Raw genomic sequence first — 24,984 nt, 5'->3', positions numbered from 1 at the left:
TCATTTTAATCCGAGAAGCAATAAGGCGTTGGCCCGGGCTTCAGCGCAGCGGCATCGGATAAGTGGCGACGCTGACGTTGCCGTCCTTGTCGACCGCCTGCACGCCGAAGAACACATTGTCCTTCGACAGGTCGAGCGTTGCCTCGGTCACGTTGCCGACCCATTTCGAGCCCTGCCAGTTGGCGGCGGTGGTATCGCGCCAGACGATGCGGTAGCCGGCCAGGTCCGGTTCGGCGTTCGCCTTCCACACCAGGGTCGAATCGTTGGTCAGGCCCGCGGTGCGCAGTTTGACTTCCTGCGGGGCGGCTGGCGCCAGCGCCAAGGATGCCATGGCGGCGGCATTCACCTTCGCCACCTTGGCCACGTAGTCGAAGTCGACGAACTCGATCAGGTCGCCATACACCTTGCCGTTCTCGGTGCGCAGGTCCTGGTGCTGGTGCGCGAAGTCCTCCGCCGGTTCGGTGAAGCGCAGCGCGGCGTAACCCTGTTCCAGGAACGGCATGTGGTCGCCCCCGCGCAGGTAGCGGTCGTGGCGCTGGATCACCGAGACCTTGAAGCCCTTGACGTAGCGCTCACCCTGCTCCTTGGTGTGGCGTGCCAGCTGGCGCGACAGCGAATCGTTCTCGCCGCCGGTGGCCACCAGCTGGCGCACGGTCTCGCTCATTTCCTTGGTCGCCGGGATGCTCTGGGCGAACAGGCGCACCTGCTTGTTGTCGACATGGCCGTCGTCGGCGCGCGAGCTGCCGATGATGTCGTTGGTGAACATGCCGGCCACGTTCCAGTTCTTCTGGCGTGCGCCTTCGGCCCAGTGGCGGGCGCCGATCAGGCCCTGCTCTTCGGCGGCGACCGCCATGAACACCAGGGTGGCGTCGAACTTGTACTTGGCCATGGTGCAGGCCAGCTCCATGATGGCGGCGGTGCCCGAGGCGTCGTCGTTGGCGCCCGGCGCGTCCGAGGTGGCGTCCATCACGTCGCTGGCGCGCGAATCGTAGTGGCCGCTGACCACGTACATGCGCTCCTTCGATTCGGCCTGCGTGCCCGGCAGGGTGGCGACCACATTGACGATTTCGGTCGGCTTCGAGATGCGGGACGAGACCGGGGCCACGTGGCTGTCGTAGCTCACCTGCAGCGGGGTGCCGGCGCCGCAGCGTTCCAGCTCGGCCTTGATCCAGCGGCGGGCAGCGCCGATGCCGCGCGTGTCCGATTCAGTTTCCGACATCGTGTGGCGGGTGCCGAAGCTGACCAGTTTCTTGATGTGGCTTTCGATGCGCTGCTGGGAGATTTCGCCGAGGATCTTCTTGATCTGGGCTTGTTCGCGCGCGATGTCTGGTTGTTTCGGGGCGGCGGGGGTGGCGGCTGCTGCGGTCCCCGCAAGCAGGGAGGCAGCCAGGGCGATGGAGGTGATGCGGGCGTGAGGCATGAGAACCTTTCTGATATTGATGTGCAATTTACTTGTCACATCTTCTCATGCGCCCGACGCGGTGTCAGTCATTACGTAGGGTTGACAGCTTCGCTGCCAACCCTTCGCTACATCACGAGGCGGCTTTGGCTTCGGCTGGTTTGGCTGCGGCTTTGTCGCCCTTCGCAGCCGGCTTGGCGGCGGCGCCTTCCTTGGCCTTGCCGTTCACCACCAGGCCGGCTTCGGACAGTTTTGCGGCCTTCTTGTCGCCCATGCCCTTCACGCGGCCCTGCAGGTCGGACCAGTCCTTGAACTCGCCCTTGGCACGCTCGTCCAGTATGGCCTTGGACATGCTCGGCCCCACGCCCTTCACACCGTCCAGTGCTGCGGCGTCGGCCTTGTTAACGTCGACCTGGGCAAAGGCAAAGCTGGTCGAAGCGACCAGGGCAGCGACTGCCAGCATCAGTTTCTTGATCATCGAATTCTCCGTTGGTTGAATGCGCTGGACGGCGGCGCCGCCCATCGTTCGCCTAACGGATCACCCCGGCCGCCGTTGACGGTCCGGGGTTGAGCAAGCTCAAGCGCGAATCAGGCTGAAAACAGCTCGTCGCGGGTGACGGTAGCCGTGCCCAGCTTGCCGACCACGATGCCGCCGGCGCGGTTGGCCGTCACCAGCGCTTCGTCCAGCGGCGCACCGGTGCCGAGCATGGTGGCCAGCGTCGCGATCACGGTGTCGCCGGCGCCCGAGACGTCGAACACTTCGCGCGCGTCGGCATGCACGTGCAGCACCTCGTTCGCGGTGAACAGGCTCATGCCCTCTTCCGAGCGCGTCAGCAGCAGCGCGTCCAGGCCCAGTTCTTCGCGCAGCTTCTGCGCCTTCTCGAGCAATTGCTCTTCGGTCTTCCAGCCGCCGACCACGCGCTGCAGCTCGGAGCGGTTTGGAGTCAGGATGCTGGCGCCTTTATACGGCGTGAAATCGTCGCCCTTCGGATCGACCAGCACGATCTTGCCGGCTGCGCGCGCCAGCGCGATCATCTCGGCCACGTTGACCAGCGCGCCCTTGTTGTAGTCGGAGAAGACGATCACGTCGTAGTCCGGCAACAGCGCCTTGAACTGGGTCAGCTTGTCGCGCAGCACGTTCTCGGTCGGCGCATCCTCGAAGTCGATGCGCACCATCTGCTGCTGGCGGCCGATGACGCGCAGCTTGATGATGGTGGAAATAGCCTCGTCACGCTTCAGGTAGCTGTGGATGCCGCCTTCTTTCAGCAGCGCGTCCATCTGGTCGCCCGCCTCGTCGGCGCCGGCCACGCCCAGCAGGCCCGTATGGGCGCCAAGCGCAGCCGCATTGCGCGCCACGTTGGCGGCGCCGCCGAGGCGCTCTTCGCGGCGCTCGATGCGCACCACCGGCACCGGCGCTTCGGGCGAAATGCGCGAGACGTCGCCGAACCAGTAGCGGTCGAGCATCACGTCGCCCACCACCAGCAGGCGCACGGTGGACAGTTGCGGGGCCGCCTGCTGGCGGAAGCTGTCGGCCGCCAACAGGCGGCTCGGGGTCGGATTGTTCATGGAGTTCAGGGCAAAAAACGGCCGGCGCCCGATGGGATCAAGGCGCCGGCGCGGGGTCAGTTCATGACGTTGAGTTCTTCGGTGCGGCGTGGCGGATAGGTTTCCCAGCGGTTGCAGCCCGGGCAATGCCAGTAGAACTGGCGCGCCTTGAAGCCGCAGTGGCTGCACTGGTAGCGCGCCAGCTTCTGGGTGTAGCGCTGCACCAGGTTCTTGACCATCGACAGTTCTTCCCACACATGGGCCGGCGCATCCATCAGGCGCGCTTCCAGCAGCTTGTCCAGGCCCAGCAGGGTCGGATTGCGGCGCAGTTCTTCCACCACCAGCTGCTTGGCCGCTTCCACGCCGTCGAGTTCGATGACGGCCTTGAACACGACTTCGATCAGGTCGATCGAGGAAGCCTCCGCCAGGTAGTTGCGCAGCAGGTTGACGCCCTCTTGCGGACGGCCCACCTTGCGGTAGCCGTCCATCAGGCGCTGCGCCACCAGCGCCACGTGCGGCACGCTCTGCTGCTCGACACGGCGCCAGGCCACCAGCGCGCCTTCGACGTCGCCCTGGGCCAGCAGCGCGTCGCCGCGCAAGATGGTCGCGCGCACGCTGTTGCGGTCGGCTTCGATGGCCTTGTCCAGCAGCTGCATGGCGTCGCTCGGGGCGATGTGCACCAGCGCATCCTCGGCCAGTTCGCAGTAGAACTGGGCGATCTCTTTCTGGCGCGAGCCGGCGCCCGACTGCTGCAGGCCTTCGGCGGCCTCGATGGCGCGCTTCCACTCTTTCTCGCGCTGGTAGATCTCCAGCAGCGCCTTCCTCGCCTGCACCGCATACGGGGTGTCGACCAGCAGGTTGAAGGTTTCCTCGGCGCGATCGAGCAGGCCGGCCTTCAGGTAGTCGATGCCGAGTTCGTACTGGGCGTGGGCCTTCTGCTCGGATGGCAGGTCGGGCCGCGCCAGCAGGTTCTGGTGCACGCGGATGGCGCGTTCGGTCTCGCCGCGGCGGCGGAACAGGTTGCCAAGGGCAAAGTGCATGTCGGCCGACTCGGGATCGGCCTTGACGATGTCGATGAAGGAATCGATCGCCTTGTCGGGCTGGTCGTTGAGCAGGTGGTTCAGGCCCTTGAAGTAGCCGCGCGGCAAGGTGCGCGATTCGGACACCACTTCGTTGATGTCGACCCGCGCGGCGAGCCAGCCGAGACCGAAAAAGAAGGGGATGCCAAGCAGCATCCAGAGTTCGAAGTCCATAAATCCTTGGTTCTTGTTGTTAGTTACGCGGCAGTGCCGGATTGACGCTGTCCGGCTGCGGCTGCACCGGGGCCGCGGCGCCGGTGCCGGCGGCGCTCTGCAGGGCCTGGATGGTGTTGCGGTGCTGCGAACGTTCGCGCCGCTGGCGGAACACGGTCGGCGTCAGCGCCAGGATGCCGAGCGCGGCGCCGGCCACGAAGAAGGCCAGCAGCATCAGCACCAGCGGGCCGCGCAGTTCATAGTCGAGGAAGAAGCGCAGGTCGACCTCCTGGGTGTTCTTCAGGGCGAAGCCGAAGAACAGGATGAACAGGATGCAACCGACGATGGTCGAGACGAATTTCATCAGCAGGTTCCGCTGGGTGATGGCGTGAGGGCGAAGTGTCGCATATTCGCCATGATATTTCAAAGTGGCACTGGGTGCATCGCGCATCGGCCATCGCCGCACCCACGAAAAAAAAACGGCACCCTCACGGATGCCGTTTCTCGAAGTTAGCAGACGACGTCAGTCGTTGATGATCGGTTGCCCCACCATCGCATCCACCCGCTCGCGCAACTGCTTGCCCGGCTTGAAGTGCGGCACCCGTTTTTCGGGCACCATCACCTTGTCGCCGGACTTCGGATTGCGTCCGATGCGCGGGGGACGGCTGTTCAGCGCGAAGCTGCCGAAACCACGGATCTCGATGCGCTGGCCGCTCGCCAGGGCGTTGGTCATCGCATCGAGGATGGTCTTGACCGCGAACTCCGCATCCTTGGCCACGAGCTGCGAATAGCGCTCGGCCAGACGGTTGATCAGCTCGGACTTGGTCATCTGCTCACTCCTGGTCAGGAAATACCTGATTAGTTCTTATTGTCGAACTTGGCCTTCAGCAGTGCGCCCAGGCTGGTGGTGCCCGACGCTGCGCTGTTGTCGTTCGACAGCTTGCTCATCGCTTCCTGGGTGTCAGCATTGTCTTTCGCCTTGATCGACAGCTGGATGCTGCGAGCCTTGCGATCGATGTTGATGACCAGGGCTTCGACCTTGTCGCCCACTTTCAGGTGGGTGCCGGCATCTTCCACGCGGTCACGCGAGATTTCCGAAGCGCGCAGGTAGCCTTCGACTTCTTCGGTCAGCGCGATCACGGCGCCTTTCGGCTCAACCGATTTCACGGTGCCGGTGACCAGCGAACCCTTGTCGTTCAGCGACGAGAAGGTGTTGAACGGGTCGCCTTCCAGCTGCTTCACGCCCAGCGAAACACGCTCGCGCTCGACGTCGATGGCCAGAACCACGGCTTCCAGCTCGTCGCCCTTCTTGAACTTGCGCACGGCTTCTTCGCCGGCTTCGGTCCAGGACAGGTCCGACAGGTGCACCAGACCATCGATGTTGCCTGGCAGGCCGATGAACACGCCGAAGTCGGTGATCGACTTGATCGAACCCTTGACCTTGTCGCCCTTCTTGTGGGTCATGCCGAAGTCGTCCCATGGGTTCGCTTTGCACTGCTTCATGCCCAGCGAGATACGGCGACGCTCTTCGTCGATCTCCAGAACCATGACTTCGACTTCGTCGCCCAGCTGCACGACTTTGTTCGGGGCCACGTTCTTGTTGGTCCAGTCCATTTCCGACACGTGGACCAGGCCTTCGATGCCTTGTTCCACTTCGACGAACGCGCCGTAGTCGGTCAGGTTGGTGACTTTACCGAACAGGCGGGTGCCTTGTGGGTAACGACGCGACAGACCGGTCCAAGGATCGTCGCCCAGCTGCTTGACGCCCAGCGAGACGCGGTTCTTTTCCTGATCGTACTTGAGGACCTTAGCGGTGATCTCTTGGCCAACCGACAGAACTTCCGACGGGTGACGCACGCGACGCCATGCCAGGTCGGTGATGTGCAGCAGGCCGTCGATGCCGCCCAGGTCGACGAACGCACCGTAGTCGGTGATGTTCTTGACGACGCCGGTGACCACGGTGCCTTCTTTCAGGGTTTCCATCAGCTTGGCGCGCTCTTCGCCCATCGATGCTTCGATGACGGCACGGCGCGACAGCACGACGTTGTTACGCTTGCGGTCCAGCTTGATGACCTTGAATTCCAGGGTCTTGCCTTCGAACGGGGTGGTGTCCTTGACCGGACGGGTGTCGACCAGCGAACCCGGCAGGAATGCGCGGATGCCGTTGGTCAGGACGGTCAGGCCGCCTTTGACTTTACCGTTGACGGTACCGGTGACGATCTCGCCCGATTCCATTGCTTTTTCCAGAGCCAGCCACGATGCCAGGCGCTTGGCCTTGTCGCGCGACAGGATGGTATCGCCGAAGCCGTTTTCCAGCGACTCGATAGCCACGGAAACGAAATCGCCGATTTGAACTTCCAGTTCGCCCTGGTCGTTCTTGAATTCTTCAACAGGGATGAAGGCTTCCGACTTCAGGCCCGCGTTGACGATCACGAAGTTGTGATCCAGACGCACGACTTCAGCCGAAATGACTTCGCCCGAGCGCATATCTTGACGCGACAGCGATTCCTCGAAGAGGGCTGCGAAGCTTTCCATGCCGGAATCTTGGGTGGTTGCAGTAGACATAAAAGAGAGGATATTTCACGTTAGCCAGCAGCCCGGCGAAAGTGCGGACTGAACTGGGTCAGGTTGATACACACCCGCGCTGGCAGGATTGCCGGTGCGGGCACCAAAGGATGACGGCTCAGGATGGGTCTTACTTGCTTCGCCACCCGACATCGAGACCGATACCAGGACCGACTCGGATATCGCCGAACGAAGCCCCCACCCTAAAAACCGTCATCCCCGCGAAGGCGGGGATCCAAGTTTGCCTGCATACCACGGCGATGACTCGAGCCAACGGTACGCTTCGAACTGGGATTCCCGCCTGCGCGGGAATGACGTTTGAATGCTGACGATTACCGGCAAATTGCTTTGCCGATCAACGCAACACCACAAACGCCATTCAAAGTCTTAACTACTTGTTCACTAACTACTTCTGCGCATACCAGGCCAGCACCTGCTCGACCGCCTGATCCACGCCCATGTCGGACGTATCCAGGATATGCGCATCGTCTGCCGGCACCAGCGGCGCGACTGCGCGATTGGTGTCGCGCTCGTCACGGGCCTGCAAATCAGCCAGCAGACCTTCCATATTAGCAGAAAAACCTTTGTCAATCAATTGCTTATATCGGCGTTGCGCACGGGCCTCGACACTTGCCGTGAGGAACACCTTCGTCTCAGCCGTGGGGAAGATCACCGTGCCCATGTCGCGCCCGTCGGCCACCAGTCCCGGCGCCTGGCGGAAGTTCAGCTGCAGCCCGAACAGCGCCTGGCGCACCGCCGGCAGCGCCGCGATTTTGGAGGCCAGATTGCCCACCTGCTCGGCGCGGATCGCATCGGCGACGTTCTCGCCTGCAAGCAGGATCTCGCCACCGACGAAGCGCACCGGCAGCTGCGCGCCGACCGTGGCGACCGCATGCTCATCGCCCAGGTCGATGCCGTCGCGCAGCGCCTGCAGCGCCGTCAGGCGGTACAGCGCGCCCGAGTCGAGCAGATGAAAACCGAGACGTTCGGCGACGCGGGCCGCCACCGTGCCCTTGCCGGACGCGGTCGGGCCGTCGATGGTAATGACTGGAACGTTGGAATTGGGCATAGGCTTGTGATAAATCGTTTAGAACAATTCGTTGCGCGCCACGCTGGCGAACGCTTCGAAATAGTCGGGGAAGGTCTTGGCCACGCACTTCGGATCGTTGATGCGCATGGCGTTGCCGCGGCGCGCCTTGCCGTCCAGCGAGGCGAGCGAGAAGCACATCGCCATGCGGTGGTCGTCGTAGGTGTCGATGGTGGCGGGTTTGAGCTGCTCGGGTGGGGTGATGCGGATGTAGTCCGGCCCCTCCTCCACCTCGGCGCCGACCTTGCGCAATTCGGCCGCCATCGCTGCAAGGCGGTCGGTTTCCTTGACCCGCCAGCTGGCGATATTGCGCAGCGTGCTCGGGCCGTCGGCGTACAGCGCCGCCACCGCGATCGTCATCGCCGCATCCGGGATGTGGTTGAAGTCGGCATCGATGGCCTTGAGTTCACCGTTCGAGCGCGCCTCGATCCAGTTGTCGCCGCGCGTGACGATGGCACCCATCCGCTCCAGGGCATCGGCAAAGCGCACATCGCCCTGGATACTGTTCTCGCCCACGCCTTCGACCCGCACCGGACCGCCGGCAATCGCGCCGGCCGCCAGGAAGTAGGACGCCGACGAGGCGTCGCCTTCGACATGGATCATGCCCGGGCTTTTGTAGCGCTGGCCCGGTTCGACCGTGAACGAGGACCAGCCGTTTTGCAGCACCTCGACGCCGAAGCGGCGCATCAGGTTCAGCGTGATCTCGATGTAGGGTTTCGAGATCAGTTCGCCGACCACGTCGATCGACACCGGATGGGTCTTGGCCATCAGCGGCGCGGACATCAAGAGCGCGGTCAGGAACTGGCTCGACACGTTGCCGCGCACGCTGATGCGGCTGGCGGTAATGTGGCCGCGGCGGATGCGCAGCGGCGGAAAGCCCTGCTCGCCCGTGTATTCGATCTGGGCGCCGACGTCGTTCAGCGCGTCGACCAGGTCACCGATCGGACGCTCGTGCATGCGCGACACGCCGTGCAGCGTATAGTCGCCGCCGATCACGGCCAGTGCCGCGGTGAGCGGACGGATCGCGGTACCGGCATTGCCCATGAACAGATCGGCTTCATGGTTCGGCAGCTCGCCGCCGTTGCCGTGCACGATCACGGTGCGCTCGTCGACTTCATCCCACTGAATGCCGAGCGAGCGCAGCGCGCCCAGCATCACCATGGTGTCGTCCGAGGCCAGCAGGTCGTGGATGGTGGTCGTGCCCTCGGACAGCGCCGCCAGCAGCAGCGTGCGGTTCGAGATGCTCTTGGAACCCGGCAGGCGCACCGACCCTTCCACGTGCAGGACGGGCTCGAGGTCGATGTGCTGGGGGTAGTGTTTTTGCTGCGTCATGTGTTGTCCTGGGGTTGCGGCCGCATGGATCCCGCCTCGATGGCTTCGATCCATGCGCACCGGGCGCGCTGGGCGTTGGTGTAGACGGCCTCCAGCGCGGCGCCGTCGGCGGCGGCCAGCATGGCGCGCATCGACGTCAATTGTGCCAGATATGCATCCAGCTCGGTAAGCAGCGCGGCGCGGTTGGCCAGGCTGATGTCACGCCACATTTCGGGCGACGAGCCGGCGATGCGGGTGAAGTCGCGAAAGCCACTGGCGGCGTACTGGAACAGCAGGTCGGCGTGCGGCTTGGCGGCGACGTCGTCCACCAGCGCATAGGCCAGCAGGTGCGGCAGGTGGCTGACGGCGGCGAACACGCGGTCGTGGTCTTCCGGGCTGAGCGTGTGGATGATGGCGCCGCAGGCGCGCCAGGCGGCGGCGACGCGCTCGACGGCTTCGGCCGCGTTTTCCGGCAGCGCGGTCAGCACCACCTTCTTGCCCTGGTACAGGCCGGCCAGCGCGGCGTCGGGACCGTTCGACTCGCTGCCTGCGATCGGGTGGCCCGGCACGAACTGGTGCACCCGGTCCTGCAATGCTTCGCGCGCGGCCGCGACCACGTCGCACTTGGTGCTGCCGGCATCGGTGACGATCGTGCCCTGCTCCAGATACGGCAGCAGCGCCTGCAGGATCGGGCCGGTCTGCGCCACCGGCGCGGCCAGCAAGACCAGGTCGGCGCCACGCAGCGCATCTTCATACGAAGTGCTGACGCTGTCGACGATGCCCAGCGCCAGCGCACGCGCCGTGGCTTCCGGATGGCGGCCGATGCCGACCACCTCTGCTACCGCCCCGGCCCGCTTCAGGCCCAGCGCGAACGAACCGCCGATCAGGCCGACGCCAATAATGACGACCTTGTTCAGCATTCAGCCTTCCGCGTTCGCGAGCGCCTGCTTGAGCGCTGCGATGAACGCCGCATTCTCTTGCGGCAGGCCGATCGAAATGCGCAGCCACTGCGGCAGACCATAGGCGCCGACCGGACGCACGATCACGCCCTGCTTGAGCAGCGCGGTATTCACGCGCGCACCGGCCGCGTCGTCGTCGCCGACCCGCACCAGCACGAAGTTGCCGAACGACGGCACGTACTCGAGCTTGAGTTCATCGAAGGCGGCGATCATCTGCTGGTAGCCCTCGGCATTGTTACGCGCGCCCTTTTCCAGGAATGCCTTGTCGTTCAGCGCCGCGATCGCCGCCGCCTGGGCCAGCGAGTTGACGTTGAACGGCTGGCGGATGCGGTTCATCAGGTCGGTGACTTCCGGCTGGGCGATCGCGAAACCGACGCGCAGGCCGGCCAGGCCGTAGGCCTTGGAGAAGGTGCGCGACACGATCAGGTTCGGGTACTTGCGCACCCAGGCGCTCGACTCGAACTGGTGTTCCGGCGCCAGGTATTCGTTATAGGCTTCGTCCAGCACCACGATCACGTTCGACGGCACTTTCTGCAGGAAGGCTTCGATCCGCTCGGCCGGGATGAAGGTGCCGGTCGGGTTGTTCGGGTTGGCGACATAGACCAGGCGCGTATCGAGGTCGATCGCTTCGGCCATCGCGTCCAGGTCGTGACCGTAGTCCACCGCCGGGACCACGATCGCGCGCCCGCCCACGCCCTGCGTGGCCAGCGCATACACCGCGAACGAGTACTGCGAATAGACGACGGCTTCGCCCTTCTGCACGAAGGCGTGGGCCGCGATTTCCAGGATGTCGTTGCTGCCGTTGCCGAGCGTGATCCATTCCATCGGCACGTCGTAGCGCTGCGACAGTGCGGTCTTGAGCTCGAAGCCGTTGGCGTCCGGGTAGCGCCCCAGATCGGCGGCTGCTTCCAGCATCGCGGCGCGGCTCGATTCCGGCAGGCCGAACGGGTTTTCATTGGACGCCAGCTTGACGATGGTCGCTTCGTCGAGACCGAACTCGCGGGCGACTTCGGCGATGGGTTTGCCGGCCTGGTAAGGGGCGATGGCGCGGACGTATTCAGGACCGAATTGCGGCATGTGTGTCTCTCAGTGAAATGTGATTTACAGGCTTTGCGGGTAGGAACCCAGCACCTTGAAGAAGGCGGCGTTGTCTTTCAGCTCCTCGAGCGCGCGCGCGACGGCCGCGTCATGCACGTGGCCTTCGATGTCGACGTAGAAGTAGTACTCCCAGGTGCCGATGCGCGCCGGGCGCGATTCGAAGCGGGTCATCGACACGCCGTGCTTGGCCAGTGGCGCCAGCAGGTTGTAGACAGCGCCCGCCTTGTTCGGCACCGCCAGCACGATGCCGGTGCGGTCCTTGCCCGACGGGCCGGTCTGCAGCTGGCCGATGATCACGAAGCGGGTGCGGTTGTGCGGGTCGTCCTGGATGTGGGCCTGTACGACGCCGAGCTGGTACTGCTCGCCGGCCATCTCGCTGGCGATCGCGGCGACCGTCGGATCCGAGCTCGCCAGCACTGCGGCTTCCGCGTTGGAGGCCACGGCGCGCCGTTCCAGCTGCGGGTAGTGCTGGTTGAGCCAGACCTGGCACTGGGCCAGCGCCTGCGAATGCGCACACACCACAGTGACGCCATCCATCGAACCGGTCTTGCTCATCAGGCTGTGGTGCACGGGGATCGAGACTTCACCGCTGATGATGGTCGTGGTCGCGAGCAGCAGGTCGAGGGTGCGGTTGATCGCGCCCTCGGACGAATTCTCGACCGGGACCACGCCGAAGTCGGCGGTGCCGGCCTCGGTGGCGCGGAACACTTCGTCGATCGACACGCACGGCAGCGTTTCGATCGCGCTGCCGAATTGCTGGAACACGGCCTGCTCGCTGAAAGTGCCCGACGGGCCGAGATAGGCGACCGTCACGCGCTTTTCCAGCGCGCGGCACGAGGACATGATCTCGCGGAAGATGGTCTGGACGTCGCGGTCCAGCAGCGGGCCCGGATTGCGCTCGGCGACGCCGCGCAGCACCTGCGCTTCGCGTTCGGGACGGAATACCGGGGCGTTGGTCTCGGCTTTTACATGGCCGACCTCCTGCGCCACCTTGCCGCGCTGGCTCAGGAGCTGGAGGATTTGCGCGTCGATCGCATCGATCTGTTCGCGCAGGGGTTTGAGTTTGTCTGTCATCGTTATGCTGTGTGGTCGATTCGTTCGCGTGCACGGTGGTGCGGGGGTGCGTTGAACGCGTCGGCGGCATAGCCGCCAACCCTACGGGAACCGGCACGTAGGGTTGGCGGGTCCCCCGCCGACGCGTTCACCCGGCCAATGCGTCATCGCGCATCACGCCGGCAAACCCGCCTCACCGCCCCGCGAACTCGTTCAAATAATCGACGAGAGCCTGTACGCCCTCGATCGGCATCGCGTTGTAGATGGATGCCCGCATGCCGCCGACGGACTTGTGGCCCTTCAGTTGCAGCAGCCCGCGCGCCTTCGCGCCGGCCAGGAATTGTTCGTTCAGCGCTTCGTCGCGCAGGTAGAACGGTACGTTCATGCGCGAACGGAACTCGGGCGCCACCCGGTTCTGGTAAAAATCGTCGGCGTCCAGCGCAGCGTACAGCAGCCGCGCCTTCTCGATATTGCGCGCCTCGATCGCCGCCACCCCGCCCTGCTGCTTGAGCCAGGCGAACACCAGCCCCGCGATATAGATCGCATAGGTCGGCGGCGTGTTGTACAGCGAATCGTGCTCGGCGCAGGTCTTCCAGTTGAAGGCCGACGGGCACTGCGGCGACGCATAGTCGAGCAGGTCCTCGCGCACGATCACCAGCGTCAGCCCGGCCGGGCCGATGTTCTTCTGGGCGCCGGCGAAGATCACGCCGTACTTCGAGACATCGATTTGACGCGACAGGATGTGCGACGACATGTCGGCGACAATCGGCGCATCAGGACCGATCTCGGGCGCGTCAGGGTACTCGACGCCGTCGATGGTCTCGTTGGTGCAGATGTGCAGGTAGGATGCGCCAGGGCTCAAGCGCCACGACTCGCGCGCCGGCACGCGGGCGAACCGGTCCGCTTCGCTCGATGCGGCGACGTTGACGCGCGCATAGCGCGCCGCTTCCTTGATCGACTTGCCCGACCACGAACCGGTGTGGACGAAGTCGACCACCGGATCGGGACGGCGCCCCGCCAGGTTGAGCGGAACGATGGCGTTCTGCCCCAGTCCCCCGCCCTGCTGGAACAGGATGCGATAGTTGGCAGGGACGTTCAGCAGCTCGCGCAGGTCGTCGAGCGCCTGGCGGTGGATGCTGGAAAACTCGGGACCGCGATGGCTCATCTCCATCACCGACATGCCGCTGCCGTGCCAGTCGAGCATCTCGCTCGCGGCTTGCTGCAGCACTTCCGTTGGCAACACGGCCGGGCCGGCCGAGAAGTTGAATATCCGGGTCATGCGGTCCTTTCTACGGTGTTTATTTTGCCTGCGCGGCGGCCTGCATGATGTCCTGCATCAAGGTATTCAGGCGCGGCGCCACCAGGCGCTGGCCGATCGCCATGCTCTCGGCCGACAGGCGCGGCGTCAGCGCCAGCATCTTGCGTCCCAGCGGGGTGGCATAGAACGCGGTCAGCTGCTTGATCTCGGCGGTGGTGTAGTTGTTGGCGTACAGCGGCACCATCTCGGCCATCATCTCGTCGATCAGGGCCGGATCGCGGAACAGCTTGGCGATCGCCTCGACCGCGCCCGGCAGGATCTGTTCGACCTTGGCCATCGCCTCCTGCTTCTTGGCCGCGTCGAGCGAGGTGTCGGCGTTGATCACGGCGGTGACCTGGGCGCGCATCATCTGCGGCAGCGTCTTTTGCATCTCGGCGAACGAAGCCACCAGCATCTTGCGCACTTCCATCGCGTCGAGCATCTGCTTGACGGCGGCGGTGGTTTGCGGATCGACGGTTGCAGTTGCGGCTGCAGGCGCGGTCGCCTGGGCCATGGCAAACGAAGGAATGCCGGCGAAGGCGGCGCTGACGGCGACTGCTGCGAGGAGTTTTTTCATTATAGTTATCCAGTGCGGGCCACGGGCCCATCGACTTCATACACGGCCGGCCCGGTCTCCAGGGCCGGCCACCGGCGGGGCAGCAAGTGCCCCGCCCTTCGCGCCGGATTTACTCCGGCGGCTGCTCGAACTCGACCTCTTCCAGGTCGGTTTCGACGATACGCTGCAGGCCCGACAGCTTGGTGCCGTCTTCGACCGCGATCAGGGTCACGCCTTGCGTTGCACGACCCATCTCGCGGATCTCGGCCACGCGGGTGCGGATCAGGACGCCGCCGGTGGTGATCAGCATGATCTCGTCGCTCGGCTCGACCAGGGTCGCGGCCACCACTTTGCCGTTACGCTCGCTGGTCTGGATCGCAATCATGCCCTTGGTGCCGCGGCCATGGCGGGTGTACTCGACGATCGGGGTGCGCTTGCCGAAGCCGTTCTCGGTTGCCGTCAGCACCGACTGCTGCTCGCTCTCGGCCACCAGCAGCGCGATCACGCCTTGTCCCTCTTCCAGGTTCATGCCGCGCACGCCGCGTGCGGTACGGCCCATCGGACGCACGTCGTTCTCGTCGAAGCGCACCGCCTTGCCGCCGTCCGAAAACAGCATCACGTCGTGCTTGCCGTCGGTGAGGGCGGCGCCGACCAGCACGTCGCCATCGTCCAGGTCGACGGCGATGATGCCGGCCTTGCGCGGGTTGCTGAAGTCGCGCAGCGGCGTCTTCTTGACGGTGCCGAGCGAGGTCGCCATGAACACGTAGTGGTCTTCCGGGAAGGTGCGGTTCTCGCCCTGCAGCGGCAGGATGACCGTGATCTTCTCGTTGTCCTGCAGCGGGAACATGTTGACGATTGGTTTACCGCGCGAGTTGCGCGAACCCTGCGGCACTTCCCACACCTTCAGCCAGTACATGCGGCCGCGGTTCGAGAAGCACAGCATGTAGTCGTGGGTGTTGGCGATGAACAGCTGGTCGATCCAGTCGTCGTCCTTGGTCGCCATCGCCTGCTTGCCGCGGCCGCCGCGCTTCTGGGCGCGGTATTCGGCGATCGGCTGCGACTTCATGTAGCCCGAGTGCGACAGGGTCACCACCATGTCCTGCGGGGTGATCAGGTCTTCGGTTTCCAGGTCGCTGGCGTTGTGCTCGATGGCCGAACGGCGGGTGTCCTTGCCGTTGTCGGCGTATTCGGCCTTGATCTGGCCCATCTCGTCGACGATGATGGTCGTGACGCGTTCCGGCTTGGCCAGGATGTCGAGCAGGTCGGCGATGTGGGCCATCACTTCCTTGTACTCGTTGACGATCTTGTCCTGCTCCAGACCGGTCAGGCGCTGCAGGCGCATCTGCAGGATCTCTTGCGCCTGCTCGTCCGACAGCTTGTACAGGCCGTCCGGCTGCATGCCGTAGTGCTTCGGCAGGTGCTCCGGACGGAAGGCCTCGATGCCGCCGGCGGCGCCGGTTTCGGTGCGGTTCAACATCTCGCGCACCAGCGACGAATCCCAGGCCTTCTGCATCAGTTCCACTTTCGCGACCGGCGGGGTCGGCGCGGCCTTGATGATGGCGATGAAGTCGTCGATGTTGGCCAGGGCAACCGCCAGGCCTTCCAGCATGTGCCCGCGGTCGCGCGCCTTGCGCAGCTCGAACACGGTGCGGCGGGTGACCACTTCGCGGCGGTGCGACAGGAAGCATTCCAGCATCTGCTTCAGGTTCAGCAGCTTCGGCTGGCCATTGACCAGCGCCACCATGTTCATGCCGAAGGTGTCTTGCAGCTGGGTCTGCTTATACAGATTGTTCAGCACGACTTCCGGCACTTCGCCGCGTTTCAGCTCGATTACCACGCGCATGCCCGACTTGTCGGACTCGTCGCGGATGTCGCTGATGCCTTCCAGCTTCTTGTCGCGCACGTTCTCGGCGATACGCTCGAGCAGCGACTTCTTGTTCACCTGGTACGGCAGCTCGTCGACGATGATCGCGGTGCGGCCGCCGTCCTTGCCATACTCTTCGAAGTGGGTCTTGGCGCGCATCACCACGCGGCCGCGGCCGGTGCGGTAACCGTCGCGCACGCCCGAGACGCCATAGATGATGCCGGCGGTCGGGAAGTCCGGCGCGGGGATCAGCTCGATCAGCTCGTCGATCGTGCATTCCGGATTGCGCAGCACGTGCAGCGCGCCGTTGATGACTTCCGACAGGTTGTGCGGCGGGATGTTGGTGGCCATGCCGACCGCGATGCCTGACGAACCATTGATCAAGAGGTTCGGGATGCGGGTCGGCAGGACGGTCGGTTCTTTTTCTTTGCCGTCATAGTTCGGCTGGAAGTCGACGGTGTCCTTGTCGATGTCGGCCAGAATTTCGCTAGCGATCTTGTCCAGGCGGCACTCGGTGTAACGCATCGCCGCGGCGCTGTCGCCGTCGATCGAGCCGAAGTTGCCCTGACCGTCGACCAGGGTGTAGCGCAGCGAGAAGTCCTGGGCCATGCGCACCAGCGTGTCATAGATCGACGCGTCGCCGTGCGGGTGGTACTTACCCATGGTGTCGCCGACCACGCGCGCGCACTTCACGTACGGGCGGTTATGGACGTAGTTACTTTCGTGCATGGAGTACAGCACGCGGCGGTGCACCGGCTTCAGGCCGTCGCGCACGTCCGGCAGCGCACGGCCCACGATCACGCTCATCGCGTAATCGAGGTAGCTCTTGCGCATCTCTTCTTCGAGGGAAATCGGGACTGTTTCTTTTGCGAATTGATCCATGGGGCGGGTCGACTACTTCCAGGCGAAGGTGATTAGTTATAACGGTCGATTCTACCACGCGCGTCATAGCATCTGCGCAATTCCGGCCAGTGCCCTTTCGCCACAAACTTTGTTATCGGAAACGCAAAACTTCCAGTATTGTCGTCGCCAAGCTGTTCCGCTTGTGGAAATGTTGCGGTAAAACAACGTATGCGAATTAAATGCTTGATGTTTGTTTTAGGTGCAGTCGTGCGATTTTGGTGCATGTGGCAAAATGGCCAGGAAGTTAATTGCTTGTTTCACAATTCGAAACGGACAGCGCGGCCGCCGTGTTAATCTCTTGACTACATCGAGCCTGTTCCGAATCGACACGGAATTTACCGAAAGGAAAAGAATATGAAGAAACTGATCACCGTTCTGCTCGCAGCATCGGCCGCGATCGCGGGCATCGCCTCGGCACAAAGCGCGCCTCCATACGCTCCGCTGACCACCGATATCCAGGCCCGTACCCCGTACAGCGCCTACCTGCAGGACGCCCGCGGCGTGATCGCGCGCAATCCTTTCGGCCTGTGCTGGCGCACCGGCTACTGGACCCCGGCCGACGCGGTCCCAGGCTGCGACGCCCCACTGTGCGTCGAGCCAGAGAAACTGGAAAACGGCAAGTGCGTCGCTCCACCGCCGCCACCGGCCCCGGTTGCTGAAGCCGCACCGGCCCCGGTCGCCGCCGCTCCGGTCCCGACCTCCGAAAAAGTGAGCTACTCGGCTGACGCCTTCTTCGACTTCGACAAGGCGATCCTGAAGCCGGCAGGCAAGGCGTCGCTGGACGAACTGACCGGCAAGCTGGGCGACATGAACCTGGAAGTCATCATCGCCGTCGGCCACACCGACTCGATCGGCACCGATGCCTACAACCAGAAGCTGTCGATCCGCCGCGCCGAAGCCGTCAAGGCCTACCTGAAGACCAAGGGCGTCGAAGACACCCGCATCTACACCGAAGGCAAGGGCGAAAGCCAGCCGAAGGCCGACAACAAGTCCGCCGAAGGCCGCGCCCAGAACCGCCGCGTAGAGATCGAAGTCGTCGGTACCCGTACCGTCAACAAGTAATCCCGGCTCTGGCCACTCAAACCCCGCTGCGGCGGGGTTTTTTCATATCTGTCCCGACAATATGAAATCAGCCCCGCTTGCTGGGCGACTTTATCCGCCGGGTAAAGTCGAATTCCGCTATTATTCCCCGCTATGACGACGACAAACGTAGACCACCAAGAAGTTCAGAAATTCAGCGAATTGGCCCACCGCTGGTGGGATCCGACTTCGGAATTCCGTCCGCTGCATGAAATCAATCCCTTGCGCCTGGAGTGGATCAACGCGCGCGCCCCGCTGGCGGGCAAGAACGTGATCGACATCGGCTGCGGCGGCGGCGTGCTGTCCGAAGCCATGGCCAAGAAAGGCGCCAAGGTGACCGGCATCGACCTGTCCAAGAAGGCGCTGAAAGTGGCCGACCTGCACAGCCTGGAATCGGGTGTCGAGGTGCGCTACAAGCACATCGCGGCCGAGGAGATGGCGGCCGAGGAGCCGGGCCAGTTCGACGTGGTCACCTGCATGGAAATGCTCGAGCACGTGCCCGATCCGGCCTCGATCGTGCGCGCCGCGGCGGCGCTGGTGAAACCGGGCGGCTACGTGTTCTTCTCGACCCTGAACCGCAACCCCAAGTCGTACCTGTTCGCGGTGATCGGCGCCGAATACATCCTGCGCATGCTGCCGCGCGGCACCCACGACTACGGCAAGTTCATCACGCCGGCCGAGCTGTCGCAGTACGTACGCTCGGCCGGCCTGCAGGTCGACGGCCTGAAGGGCCTGACCTACAACCCGCTGACCAAGATCTATTCGCTCAACAACGACACCGATGTGAACTACATGGTGGCGTGCAGCAAGCCGCTTTGACGTGATGCTTTGACATGACCTTCCCTTCCGTGATGCCGGCGCCGCGCGCCGTTCTGTTCGACCTCGACGGCACGCTGGCCGACACCGCGCCCGACCTGGCGGCGGCCGTCAACTGGCTGCGTACCGAGCGCGGCCTGGAACCGACGCCGTACGAGGTGCTGCGTCCCACCGCTTCGGCCGGCGCACGCGGCATGATCGGCGCCGCCTTCGGCCTGGCGCCGGGCGACGAGGGTTACGAAGAACTGCGCCTGGCCTGGTTCGACCGCTACCAGTCGGCGATGGCGCTGCACACCACGCTGTTCGACGGCATCGTCGAGCTGCTGGCCGGCATCGAAGACGCCGGCATGGCCTGGGGCATCGTCACCAACAAGCCGATGCGCTTCACCGATCCGCTGGTGCCGCAGATCGCGCTCGACCACGCCGGCTGCATCGTCTCGGGCGACACCACGCCGCATGCCAAGCCGCATCCGGCGCCGCTGCTGGAAGGCGCGCGCCGGCTCGGGATTGCACCGGAACAGTGCTGGTACGTCGGCGACGACCTGCGCGACATCGAGGCCGGCCGCGCGGCGGGCATGGTAACGGTGGCCTGCGCCTGGGGTTATTGTGGCGCGATCGCACCATCGAACTGGGGCGCGGATTATTTGCTCGATACGCCGCAGCATTTGCTGGCGACGCTGCGGGAAGTGGCGCTGGCGGCGCGGCAGGCCGAACAGGCTGCCTGAGTTTTAGCTGCAACTCCCCTCGAAGGGCGCCGGTGACGGCGCCCTTTTTCATTCCCCGCTGTACTGCCGAGCACGCTTACAAGTCTTTACGATTGATACAGGAGCACGTCTATCTCCGGGCCGGACTCGCCATTAATCTACACCCATACGACAACGCAACGTCACTGGAGCAGATCATGCAAAACCCGACCGCCACCCGCATCCACCCGCTGATCGCAGCAGCCGCCGCATCGGTGATCATCGTCAGCCTGACCGGCGCCGCCGCCATCACCGGCCTGCTGCCGACGTCGAAGAGCGCACCTGAGCCGGCCCTGCCGCTGGCAGCCGCGTCGCCGTACGCGATGCAGCAAGCCGGTCTGAATGGCCAGGTCCCTGCTCAGCTCGCCGTCCAGCCGGGCCAGATGGCGCAGCAGCTGACCGCCGCCACGGCGCCGCAAATGGTTCCGGCGATGGTGCCTGCGATGGTGCCGGCCCAGCAGGTGGCCTACGCACCAGTCCAGGCCCAGCCTCAACCGCAGCCGACCGTGATCGTCAAGGAAAAGCCGGTGGTCAAGGTGGTCGAGAAAACCCGCGTGGTGCACGCGGCACCGAAGCCGGTACGCTATGAAGAGCCGCGCTATGCGCAGCCAGCCCCGGCTCCGGCCCAACCGAATTATGTCGGCATCGGCGCCGGCGCCGTGATCGGCGGCCTGATCGGCAACCAGATCGGCGGCGGCAGCGGCAAGAAGCTCGCCACCGCGGCCGGCGTGATCGGCGGCGGCATCATCGGCAACGAGATCGCCAACCGCAACCGCTGATCCGGCAACAATCTCCCTCCCCTTGGCCGCAGGCGTTCAGCTTGCGGCTTTTTTCTTGCATTCGCCGCCTCGAGACCGGCTTCGCGCTCGCCCGCGTCCACCGCCGGCCCGCTGTGGGCGTTGATCGCGACATCCAGCGCCGCGCTTTCATAGTCGCACGCCGGGCATGTCGCATGCCAACCGGCGAGGCCGGCCACCTTGGTGTTGCCACATACGATACAGGCCATAGCAGGATTCTCTCGTCGGGTCATGGGTCCACCTGCGTATTGCAATTTGAACATGCATTGTGCATTTCTTCAGCAACTCGCCGTTAAGGCGCGTCTAAGGAACAGGTCTGTACATGACCCGCGATTGGGGTACAATGGAGGTTCTTGACGTTGGGGGCGACCTGGTTTCGACGTAGGTTGCAAAGCAGCGCAGGGCATACCGAGGACTGGTTACCTCGTAAATACATCCAGAAATCAATAACTGCAAACGATAACTCGTACGCACAAGCAGCTTAATTGCTGCTAGCTCTACAACACCTCGCCTCTGGGGTGAGTCGCAAGACTGGTAGAGTCATTTACAGAGGCTAGGAATCAACCGGGTTACTTGGTTGCTTCCGAAATTTAAGGTAACTCGCTTGTTCAAAGGGTGCACATCCCCGTTGACCAGGTCAAATCAAATGATAGTGCTAAGTATGTAGAACTGTCTGTAGAGTGCTTGCGGACGCGGGTTCGATTCCCGCCGCCTCCACCAACCTCTTCCGAAAAAGCCGCTGATTCGTCAGCGGCTTTTTTATTTCCGCTCCGGGTATTCCGCGCAGCTTGGAGATCACCGCAAAGTCGAAAACAATAGACATTAATACAACGCACTGCTACATTTCGCCACGCAACTTCTTACTCCGAACTGCGATGGGCCTGTGTGCCTGCAGCTTAATGTCCAGGACTTCGACCCATGCAGCAACAACCCGCTTCAAACGCCGATAACGTTCGCTCCACCAGCATCATCGCGGCCAGCCAATCCAGGCTTTCCCCGATCCCGATCCTGCTGCTCGCCAGCCTGTGCGTGATGCTGCCGGTATGGCTGATCGGCCTGCCCTTCAGCGGCCATGACGCTCCCACCCACCTGCGCTGGCAAACCCTCTTCGCCGCGCAATTCTGGAACGGCGACCTGTATCCACGCTGGCTGGTCGACATCAACCGCGGCCTGGGCAGCCCGGCCTTCTTCATCTATCCGCCTCTGCCGCACTTCGTGGCCGCCCTGCTGGCGCCGCTGTCTGACGGCATCGCGTGGACGCAGCAGCGCCTCGGTATCTCGGCTGCATTGGCCCTGTTCGTCGGCAGCACCGGCGCCTACTTGTGGCTGCGCGAGCTGACCCGCGAGCGCGTTAGCGCACTGTGCGGCGCGCTGGTGTTCCTGCTCTCGCCCTACCACCTGTTCCTGGATACCTATCACCGCGCAGCCTATGCGGAATTGTGGGCCTTCGCCTGGGCACCGTTCTCGCTGTGGGCGATCCACCTGATCGCCAGGAATCCGGCGCGCGGCGTGTTCGTCTATTCGCTGGCCACCGCGGCACTGGCCCTGAGCCATGCCCCATCTTGCCTGGTACTGCCGCCGCTGTATGTCATCTACGCGGCGCTGCTGTCCTACTCGTCGAAACGGAAAGACATCTTCCTCTGGACCTGCGCCGCGTCGGCTGCTGCGATCATGATCGCTGCGGTGTATCTCGCCACCGCATTGACGCATCAAGGCAATATCAACGACGCCGCTTTATATACCGGCTTCTTCGAATTCGACCGCTGGCTGCTGCTGTCGGGACGCTGGCAAGGCGGCGAGCTGGCGATTTCCGGCATTACGGTCGTGCAGTTCGGCGCCCTGTTCCTGCTCGGCGCTCTGGCGCTGCGTTCGGCGCGGCTCGATGCCGGCCAGCGCATGCTGGTGATCGCCGCGATTGCCGGTTCGGTCTTCCTGCTGTTCATGATGACGATCGTCGCCGCACCGGTCTGGAAATTGATTCCGGCGGCCCAGAAGATCCAGTTCCCCTGGCGCCTGCTGACCGCGCAGACCATGCTGCTGTCGCTGGTCGCGGCCTTGTATGTGCTGTGGGCGCGTGGTGCCGGCGACGCGCCGCGCGGCATGCTCCGGCGCCTGGCGCTGCCGCTGCTCGCCGCACTGTTCGCCGTGAACGCGGGCCTGACTTTCCTCGGCAAGCCGGCGTTCGAACGCAACCCGGATCCGGGCGGCGCCGATGTGCCGGAATACCGGATGGGCGACATCGCCAATTCCTCCGGCCTGTTCGAACAGGGCAGCGCTATCCGGACCGCCGCCGGTGAAGGCAGCGCGCGGCTGGAAAGGCTAGCGCCGCGGCATCTGCGGATCCACCTCGACGCCCGCACCGACGTACGCCTGATCGTCCGCCAGTTCTACTATCCCGGATGGGAATGCGCCGGCAATCCGGCCGGCTGCGCGGTTAGCAAACACAGCCCAGAGACGCCGGTGCTGACCATCGACGCCGGTGCCGGCCGGCGTGAGATCGACATCGTGCTCGCGCAGACGCCGAGCGAACGCATCGGCGCCCTGGCCAGCTGGAGCGGCTTGCTGGTGCTGGCGGTGCTATGCCTGCTTGCACGCTTCTGGAGCGCACGGCAAAACAACCGCCGGTAACCCAGGCGTTTCTGTCAAGGCCGCTGATGCGTCAGCGGCTTTTTTCGTTTACCGGGCCGCGAAATCGATCACGCTTTCCGCACCCGCAAACAGCGAATCTCCGGGCACTAGCAAGTAAAGACACGGCCTGTCCAGAATAATTTGCTGCGGTTGCAAAATTACATCGAAATACATACAGCGAATAAAAAATGGTCAATATTGATAGACCAATTTATAACTCACTGTTACATTCCCACAGCTGTCTGATTACCTGAGTTCCAACTTGCGCGTGTACCAGCAGTCCAATCCTTTATCTGCCATCGCCATGCAACTTCAATCCGACTCGGTAACCCAAGGCTACCTCCAGCCCGGCAGCTTTTTCGCGTTCGGCCGCCTGCGCCTGTCGCCCTACACCATCCTGTTTCTCGTGTCCGCTGCCCTGCTGCTGCCGATCTGGCTGATCGGCCTGCCGGTGAGCGGCCACGACGCATTGGCGCATGTGCGCTGGCAGCAGGATTTCGCCAACCAGCTCTGGAATGGCGAGCTGTATCCGCGCTGGCTGCCCGACCTCAATCAAGGCCTGGGCAGCCCGGCCTTCTTCATCTATCCGCCGCTGCCGCATTACCTGGCCGCGATCCTGGCGCCGCTGTCGGACGGCCACGCCTGGGCGCAACTGCGTCTGGGCATCCTGGCCGCACTGGGGTTCTATGCCAGCGGCGCCGGTGCCTATCTGTGGCTGATGCAGGTCACGCGCGACCGCACCAGCGCCCTGCTGGGCGCGCTCGTGTTCCTGGTCGCGCCGTATCACCTGTTCATCGACATGTATTACCGCTCGGCCTACGCCGAACTGTGGGCATTCACCTGGGCCCCGTTCTCGCTGTACGCGGTGCACCTGTTCGAGCGCAAGCCGGTGCGCGCGATCGTCATCTTCACCCTGTCCACCGCGGCCCTGTTCCTGAGCCATGCGCCGTCCTGCATCGCCTTGCCGCCGCTATACGTCGCCTACGCCGCGGTGCTGTCGCTGCTGACGCGCAACAAGAGCATCCTGCTGTGGACCTGCGCCGCGTCGGTGGCCGCCACCGCCCTGGCCGGCATCTACCTGGCCACGGCGCTGACGCACCAGCACTTCATCGATTCCTCGGCCCTGTACGCCGGCTACTTCGACTTCTTCCGCTGGCTGCTGCTGGCGGGCCAGCGCTGGCCGCGCCCCGGCGCCGAGGTTGGCATCGCCGCGATCTCGGTGGTCCAGTGCGGCGCCGTGTTCGTGCTGGGCTGGCTGATGCTGCGCTCGCAGATCCTGAACCCGACCCAGCGCGCCCTGACCCAGCTGTCGATCGCCGGATCGCTGGCGATCCTGTTCCTGATGACCAAGCTGTCCGCGCCGCTCTGGATCCTGGTTCCGATCGCGCAAAAGATCCAGTTCCCATGGCGCCTGCTGACCGCCCAGACCGTGCTGCTGGCGCTGGTCGCCGCGCTGTACCTGCACTGGGTGCGCAACCGCGCCGCCGGAACCCTGCGCACCAAGCGCCAGCGCCTGCTGCTGCCGGTGCTGCTGGCGATGGCGGCGCTGAATATCGGCCTGATGTTCGTGCTCAAGCCGATCTTCAGCGACACCCCCAAGCCGGGCTCGATCGACGTGCCGGAGTATCAGATGGGCCCGCTCGACCCCGCCACTGCCCTGTTCGCCAAGAAGAGCAATGTGCGCCTGCTCGCCGGCCAGGGCAATGCCAGGGTAGAGACGATTTCTCCACGCCATTTGCGCCTGCACCTGGACGGCAGCGGTGAAGCGCGTGCGCTGCTGCGCGACTTCTATTATCCGGGCTGGGAATGCGTCGCCGGCGGCACGCGCAAGTCGTGCTCGGTGCAGAAGTTCAATGCCGGTACGCCGGTGCTGTCCGTCATTGCCGGCCCCGGCAGAGGTCCCGTCGACCTGGTCCTGGGCCAGACCCGGATCGAGCGCATCGGAGAAATGATCAGCCTGGCAGGCCTGACCCTGATGGCTGTGCTGTGCGCTGTTGCGGCCCTGCTGCGCCGGCCGCGTCGCCACGAACCAGACCAGGCCGCCTGAGCCT

Annotated in this window: 21 protein-coding genes and 1 other RNA gene; 7 read left to right on the top strand and 15 right to left on the bottom strand. The window is 64.1% G+C overall.

Annotated elements, in window-relative coordinates; all coding sequences use genetic code 11:
- Positions 1-40: 40 nt before the first annotated feature.
- The 15 genes from RTQ83_RS15135 to gyrA all read right to left on the bottom strand — a co-directional run bounded on the left by RTQ83_RS15135 (position 41) and on the right by gyrA (position 16,848).
- Entirely contained in the window at positions 41-1,420 is a 1,380-nt protein-coding gene (locus RTQ83_RS15135; protein ID WP_312516263.1) for a M20/M25/M40 family metallo-hydrolase, read from the bottom strand.
- Positions 1,421-1,532: 112 nt separating this feature from the next.
- Complete coding sequence (locus RTQ83_RS15130) at positions 1,533-1,877, bottom strand: helix-hairpin-helix domain-containing protein (protein ID WP_312516261.1); 345 nt, start codon at positions 1,875-1,877, stop codon at positions 1,533-1,535.
- 110 nt (positions 1,878-1,987) lie between these two features.
- Positions 1,988-2,965 (bottom strand): D-glycero-beta-D-manno-heptose-7-phosphate kinase, encoded by a 978-nt coding sequence (gene rfaE1, locus RTQ83_RS15125; RefSeq protein ID WP_312516259.1) that lies wholly within the window; start codon positions 2,963-2,965, stop codon positions 1,988-1,990.
- Between the two features lie 56 nt (positions 2,966-3,021).
- Positions 3,022-4,197: a lipopolysaccharide assembly protein LapB gene (gene lapB / locus RTQ83_RS15120; RefSeq protein WP_312516257.1), complete on the bottom strand. Its 1,176-nt coding sequence runs from the start codon at positions 4,195-4,197 to the stop codon at positions 3,022-3,024.
- Between the two features lie 19 nt (positions 4,198-4,216).
- Complete coding sequence (locus RTQ83_RS15115; protein ID WP_312516255.1) at positions 4,217-4,540, bottom strand: LapA family protein; 324 nt, start codon at positions 4,538-4,540, stop codon at positions 4,217-4,219.
- A gap of 159 nt (positions 4,541-4,699) precedes the next feature.
- On the bottom strand, positions 4,700-5,005 hold the full coding sequence (locus RTQ83_RS15110) for an integration host factor subunit beta (RefSeq protein WP_290417414.1): 306 nt from the start codon (positions 5,003-5,005) through the stop codon (positions 4,700-4,702).
- A 29-nt stretch (positions 5,006-5,034) separates the two neighbouring features.
- Positions 5,035-6,741 (bottom strand): 30S ribosomal protein S1, encoded by a 1,707-nt coding sequence (rpsA, locus tag RTQ83_RS15105; protein ID WP_312516251.1) that lies wholly within the window; start codon positions 6,739-6,741, stop codon positions 5,035-5,037.
- Positions 6,742-7,147: 406 nt separating this feature from the next.
- The gene (gene cmk / locus RTQ83_RS15100) at positions 7,148-7,810 is read right to left on the bottom strand and encodes a (d)CMP kinase (protein WP_312516249.1); all 663 of its coding nucleotides are present in this window, start codon (positions 7,808-7,810) and stop codon (positions 7,148-7,150) included.
- 18 nt (positions 7,811-7,828) lie between these two features.
- Complete coding sequence (aroA, locus tag RTQ83_RS15095) at positions 7,829-9,160, bottom strand: 3-phosphoshikimate 1-carboxyvinyltransferase (protein WP_312516247.1); 1,332 nt, start codon at positions 9,158-9,160, stop codon at positions 7,829-7,831.
- On the bottom strand, positions 9,157-10,059 hold the full coding sequence (locus RTQ83_RS15090) for a prephenate dehydrogenase (RefSeq protein ID WP_312516245.1): 903 nt from the start codon (positions 10,057-10,059) through the stop codon (positions 9,157-9,159). Before RTQ83_RS15090 ends, aroA begins: the two co-directional genes overlap by 4 nt.
- Positions 10,060-11,175 (bottom strand): histidinol-phosphate transaminase, encoded by a 1,116-nt coding sequence (gene hisC, locus RTQ83_RS15085; protein WP_312516243.1) that lies wholly within the window; start codon positions 11,173-11,175, stop codon positions 10,060-10,062. It lies immediately after the preceding gene.
- Between the two features lie 24 nt (positions 11,176-11,199).
- Positions 11,200-12,270 carry a prephenate dehydratase gene (pheA, locus tag RTQ83_RS15080; protein ID WP_312516241.1) on the bottom strand — a complete coding sequence of 357 codons (1,071 nt, stop codon included), beginning with the start codon at positions 12,268-12,270 and terminating at the stop codon, positions 11,200-11,202.
- A 172-nt stretch (positions 12,271-12,442) separates the two neighbouring features.
- Complete coding sequence (gene serC, locus RTQ83_RS15075; RefSeq protein ID WP_312516239.1) at positions 12,443-13,528, bottom strand: 3-phosphoserine/phosphohydroxythreonine transaminase; 1,086 nt, start codon at positions 13,526-13,528, stop codon at positions 12,443-12,445.
- Positions 13,529-13,547: 19 nt separating this feature from the next.
- A complete protein-coding gene (locus RTQ83_RS15070; RefSeq protein ID WP_312516238.1) occupies positions 13,548-14,123 on the bottom strand; it encodes a DUF2059 domain-containing protein in 576 nt (191 codons plus the stop codon).
- 109 nt (positions 14,124-14,232) lie between these two features.
- Entirely contained in the window at positions 14,233-16,848 is a 2,616-nt protein-coding gene (gene gyrA, locus RTQ83_RS15065) for a DNA gyrase subunit A (RefSeq protein WP_312516236.1), read from the bottom strand.
- 375 nt (positions 16,849-17,223) lie between these two features.
- Between gyrA and ompA the strand changes: the two genes are divergently transcribed.
- The 7 genes from ompA to RTQ83_RS15030 all read left to right on the top strand — a co-directional run bounded on the left by ompA (position 17,224) and on the right by RTQ83_RS15030 (position 24,980).
- Complete coding sequence (ompA, locus tag RTQ83_RS15060; RefSeq protein WP_312516234.1) at positions 17,224-17,931, top strand: outer membrane protein OmpA; 708 nt, start codon at positions 17,224-17,226, stop codon at positions 17,929-17,931.
- A gap of 132 nt (positions 17,932-18,063) precedes the next feature.
- On the top strand, positions 18,064-18,768 hold the full coding sequence (gene ubiG, locus RTQ83_RS15055) for a bifunctional 2-polyprenyl-6-hydroxyphenol methylase/3-demethylubiquinol 3-O-methyltransferase UbiG (RefSeq protein ID WP_312516232.1): 705 nt from the start codon (positions 18,064-18,066) through the stop codon (positions 18,766-18,768).
- A gap of 14 nt (positions 18,769-18,782) precedes the next feature.
- Positions 18,783-19,490, top strand: coding sequence for an HAD-IA family hydrolase (locus RTQ83_RS15050; RefSeq protein ID WP_312516230.1), 708 nt, complete (start codon positions 18,783-18,785; stop codon positions 19,488-19,490).
- A 176-nt stretch (positions 19,491-19,666) separates the two neighbouring features.
- Positions 19,667-20,287: a glycine zipper 2TM domain-containing protein gene (locus RTQ83_RS15045; RefSeq protein WP_312516228.1), complete on the top strand. Its 621-nt coding sequence runs from the start codon at positions 19,667-19,669 to the stop codon at positions 20,285-20,287.
- Positions 20,288-20,666: 379 nt separating this feature from the next.
- Positions 20,667-21,025, top strand: a transfer-messenger RNA (tmRNA) gene (gene ssrA, locus RTQ83_RS15040).
- Positions 21,026-21,223: 198 nt separating this feature from the next.
- On the top strand, positions 21,224-22,933 hold the full coding sequence (locus RTQ83_RS15035; protein ID WP_312516226.1) for a hypothetical protein: 1,710 nt from the start codon (positions 21,224-21,226) through the stop codon (positions 22,931-22,933).
- A 304-nt stretch (positions 22,934-23,237) separates the two neighbouring features.
- Positions 23,238-24,980, top strand: a complete 1,743-nt coding sequence (locus RTQ83_RS15030; protein ID WP_312516224.1) for a hypothetical protein — start codon at positions 23,238-23,240, stop codon at positions 24,978-24,980.
- Positions 24,981-24,984: the final 4 nt, after the last annotated feature.

This window comes from Massilia sp. (genome assembly GCF_031995545.1).
In the GTDB taxonomy this organism is placed as follows: domain Bacteria; phylum Pseudomonadota; class Gammaproteobacteria; order Burkholderiales; family Burkholderiaceae_D; genus Telluria.
This window is presented reverse-complemented; position numbering and strand designations above follow the sequence as displayed.

Bases quoted from the DNA above. Each gene is read 5' to 3' on its own strand.
- serC (WP_312516239.1), bottom strand. From the start codon at position 13,528: ATGACCCGGATATTCAACTTCTCGGCCGGCCCGGCCGTGTTGCCAACG.
- RTQ83_RS15130 (WP_312516261.1), bottom strand. From the start codon at position 1,877: ATGATCAAGAAACTGATGCTGGCAGTCGCTGCCCTGGTCGCTTCGACC.
- rpsA (WP_312516251.1), bottom strand. From the start codon at position 6,741: ATGTCTACTGCAACCACCCAAGATTCCGGCATGGAAAGCTTCGCAGCC.
- RTQ83_RS15090 (WP_312516245.1), bottom strand. From the start codon at position 10,059: ATGCTGAACAAGGTCGTCATTATTGGCGTCGGCCTGATCGGCGGTTCG.
- RTQ83_RS15035 (WP_312516226.1), top strand. From the start codon at position 21,224: ATGCAGCAACAACCCGCTTCAAACGCCGATAACGTTCGCTCCACCAGC.
- rfaE1 (WP_312516259.1), bottom strand. From the start codon at position 2,965: ATGAACAATCCGACCCCGAGCCGCCTGTTGGCGGCCGACAGCTTCCGC.
- ubiG (WP_312516232.1), top strand. From the start codon at position 18,064: ATGACGACGACAAACGTAGACCACCAAGAAGTTCAGAAATTCAGCGAA.
- cmk (WP_312516249.1), bottom strand. From the start codon at position 7,810: ATGCCCAATTCCAACGTTCCAGTCATTACCATCGACGGCCCGACCGCG.
- aroA (WP_312516247.1), bottom strand. From the start codon at position 9,160: ATGACGCAGCAAAAACACTACCCCCAGCACATCGACCTCGAGCCCGTC.
- ompA (WP_312516234.1), top strand. From the start codon at position 17,224: ATGAAGAAACTGATCACCGTTCTGCTCGCAGCATCGGCCGCGATCGCG.
- RTQ83_RS15110 (WP_290417414.1), bottom strand. From the start codon at position 5,005: ATGACCAAGTCCGAGCTGATCAACCGTCTGGCCGAGCGCTATTCGCAG.
- RTQ83_RS15045 (WP_312516228.1), top strand. From the start codon at position 19,667: ATGCAAAACCCGACCGCCACCCGCATCCACCCGCTGATCGCAGCAGCC.
- RTQ83_RS15135 (WP_312516263.1), bottom strand. From the start codon at position 1,420: ATGCCTCACGCCCGCATCACCTCCATCGCCCTGGCTGCCTCCCTGCTT.
- pheA (WP_312516241.1), bottom strand. From the start codon at position 12,270: ATGACAGACAAACTCAAACCCCTGCGCGAACAGATCGATGCGATCGAC.
- RTQ83_RS15030 (WP_312516224.1), top strand. From the start codon at position 23,238: ATGCAACTTCAATCCGACTCGGTAACCCAAGGCTACCTCCAGCCCGGC.
- hisC (WP_312516243.1), bottom strand. From the start codon at position 11,175: ATGCCGCAATTCGGTCCTGAATACGTCCGCGCCATCGCCCCTTACCAG.
- gyrA (WP_312516236.1), bottom strand. From the start codon at position 16,848: ATGGATCAATTCGCAAAAGAAACAGTCCCGATTTCCCTCGAAGAAGAG.
- RTQ83_RS15115 (WP_312516255.1), bottom strand. From the start codon at position 4,540: ATGAAATTCGTCTCGACCATCGTCGGTTGCATCCTGTTCATCCTGTTC.
- lapB (WP_312516257.1), bottom strand. From the start codon at position 4,197: ATGGACTTCGAACTCTGGATGCTGCTTGGCATCCCCTTCTTTTTCGGT.
- RTQ83_RS15070 (WP_312516238.1), bottom strand. From the start codon at position 14,123: ATGAAAAAACTCCTCGCAGCAGTCGCCGTCAGCGCCGCCTTCGCCGGC.
- RTQ83_RS15050 (WP_312516230.1), top strand. From the start codon at position 18,783: ATGACCTTCCCTTCCGTGATGCCGGCGCCGCGCGCCGTTCTGTTCGAC.